The following is a 2201-nucleotide window of genomic DNA, read 5'->3' on the forward strand; positions in this document are numbered from 1 at the left end:
CCACCCCGCGCGTGGCCGCCTGAGCCCGGCCCCGGGCGGGTCGGCCGACGCGGCCCGCCCGGCCGGGGCCGGGGCCGCTTCGTCGTACCACGCTCCAGGTGTCAGCGTGTCTCCGTGTCGTACGGCGGTGGTGGCCGCAGGGCGCTGTGCCGCTGCCGCCACGCCTTCAGCACATGGGCGCCGAACCGGTCCTCCAGCAGACCGGTGGCGTGCACGCCGAAGGCGATGTCGGCGTCGAGGTGCGGTTCGTCGGCCAGCAGGCCGCCGACCACGTCACGGCGGACGATCTGCTCGTGCACGGCGTCCGCCTCCACGTGCTCGTCGTAGAACCGCTGCGCGGCCGCCCCCGCACCGGCACGGCGCAGGGCGGCCGCCATCCGGCGGGAACCCGGCGACGAGGTCACCTCGACGGTGGCGAAGTGCCCCACCAGGGCGCCCCGCAGCGCGCGGTGCAGCCCGAAGAGGGACATCAGGTTGACCGTGGCCAGCGCGACGGCCGGCGCCCGGTCGAGATAGTGGCCGTAGGTGGTGTCCAGGCCGAGGTCGGTCATCAGGCCGGCGTAGAGCCGCGCGTGGATCTCGTCGGGGCGGCCGGCGCCGAACTCGTCGAACTCGACGGCCACCATGCCCGCCTTGGCCCGGCCGTTCAGCCTCGGGATGACCCAGGCATGCGGGTCGGCCTCCTTCAGGTGGTACAGCGAGCGCAGGGCAGCGTACTCGGTGAGCTGCCACAGCTCGCCGTCACGCTGGAGGTGGTGGCTGACGCTGCTGTCGTCGTGTCCTACGGGCTCGACCAGGAGCGCGTCCAGCGCCTTCCCGGCGCTCGTGCCCGGCGGGACGTCCCGGCGCAGGGCCGCGAGGAACGGCCGCTCCAGCGCGCGGCGCACCGCCAGCAGTCCGGGGTCCCACTCCAGCTCGTCGGGCACGCCCGCGAAGCCCCGGTAGTGCAGCTCGTAGAGCACGTACAGGGCGAGCTGGAGGTCGTCGCCGTACGGGTCGGCGGTGGCCGCTGCCGTGCTGTCCACGGCGGTGTCACCGCTGCTCAGCGCGGCGATGACGGCGCCGGACAGGTCGCCGCGCGGCTGGGGGAGCACAGGCGCGGTCACCGGGTCTCTCCGGCGTTCCTCGTGCGGCGTCGGTGGCTGGTGTCGCACCAGGGGTAGATGCGGCTGCGGCGGCAGGTGCAGAGCGCGACCGTGAAACGCCGCGAGGCGACGACCGTGCCGTCGGGGAGGGTCACCTCGACCGGGCCGGACAGAAGCAGCGGACCGTCGGGGGTGATCGTCACGCTCGTCGCGTCCTCGGTCTCTCGGCCCACGGCTGACCACCGTCCTCACGGCTCGGGTCCTCGCGTCCCCCCACGAGTACCCGCTGAAGGCCGCCGAAACGAGCCGTCCCGGTCAGCGGCGCACGGCGCGGACCACCACCAGCTCCTCCCGGTCGTCGTGCCGGTCGCGCAGCATGCCCCGGCTGTGCAGCCAGGAGCGGCGGGCGCGCAGCACCGGACCGAACGGCACGGTGCCCCGGTCCACCACGACGGCGTCCAGTCCGGCGGCCGAGAGACGGTCCAGGGTCGGCGCGGTGCCGCACAGTTCCGAATGCACGAGGAGCAGGACACCGCCCCGGTTCAGCACCCCGGCCGTGCTGTCGCAGATCCGGTCCACGAAGACCCGCCCGTCCGGCCCGGCGTCCCAGGCGCGGGCCGGACCCCGCCGCGGCGGGCGCGGGGCGGGCGCGGGGACGTAGGGCGGGTTGCTCACCACCAGGTCGTACCGGCGGCCCGGCACCGCGGAGACCAGGTCGCCGCGGCGCACGGTGATGCACTGCCCGGCGAGCCGCGCGTTGCACCAGGCGGTGGCCAGGGCGCGCCGGGAGATGTCGACCGCCGTGACCCGTGCCCCGCGTACGGCTGCCCGCACGGCCAGCGCGCCGCTGCCGGTGCACAGATCGAGGACGTCCGAGTCCGCGCCCAGGTGTTCCTTCTCCATGACCCGGGCGATGAGTTCGGTGTCGTGCTGCGGGGTGTACACGCCCGGCGGTGTCGGCAGGGCTGCGAGGGGTCCCATGTCGGCCTCCTGGACGCCGTGGCGTTCTCGTGCCGTGTCTGAGTGCCCTCGGTCGCGGCGGCCACACATCGGCGCGTCCCGGATGACCGTACGGAGGCGGCTGGTGACGCACGAGCGCGCCACGGCCTGGGTGGC

The 2201-nt window shown here is 74.9% G+C and carries 3 protein-coding genes; all 3 read right to left on the reverse strand.

The features are described from left to right. Positions 1 to 101 precede the first annotated feature (101 nt). The 3 genes from ACFWN1_RS32995 to ACFWN1_RS33005 all read right to left on the reverse strand — a co-directional run bounded on the left by ACFWN1_RS32995 (position 102) and on the right by ACFWN1_RS33005 (position 2066). Positions 102 to 1106: an iron-containing redox enzyme family protein gene (locus tag ACFWN1_RS32995; protein ID WP_384370359.1), complete on the reverse strand. Its 1005-nt coding sequence runs from the start codon at positions 1104 to 1106 to the stop codon at positions 102 to 104. Further along, entirely contained in the window at positions 1103 to 1318 is a 216-nt protein-coding gene (locus tag ACFWN1_RS33000; RefSeq protein ID WP_384370362.1) for a CDGSH iron-sulfur domain-containing protein, read from the reverse strand. The genes ACFWN1_RS32995 and ACFWN1_RS33000 overlap by 4 nt, the downstream gene beginning before the upstream one ends. Before the next feature lie 82 nt (positions 1319 to 1400). Further along, complete coding sequence (locus ACFWN1_RS33005) at positions 1401 to 2066, reverse strand: HemK2/MTQ2 family protein methyltransferase (RefSeq protein ID WP_384370365.1); 666 nt, start codon at positions 2064 to 2066, stop codon at positions 1401 to 1403. Between the last annotated feature and the right edge of the window lie 135 nt (positions 2067 to 2201).

The organism is Streptomyces sp. NPDC058459, assembly GCF_042721685.1.
GTDB lineage: Bacteria > Actinomycetota > Actinomycetes > Streptomycetales > Streptomycetaceae > Streptomyces.

Coding starts and splice junctions, on each gene's coding strand:
- ACFWN1_RS33005 (WP_384370365.1), bottom strand. CDS start 2,066: ATGGGACCCCTCGCAGCCCTGCCGACACCGCCGGGCGTGTACACCCCG.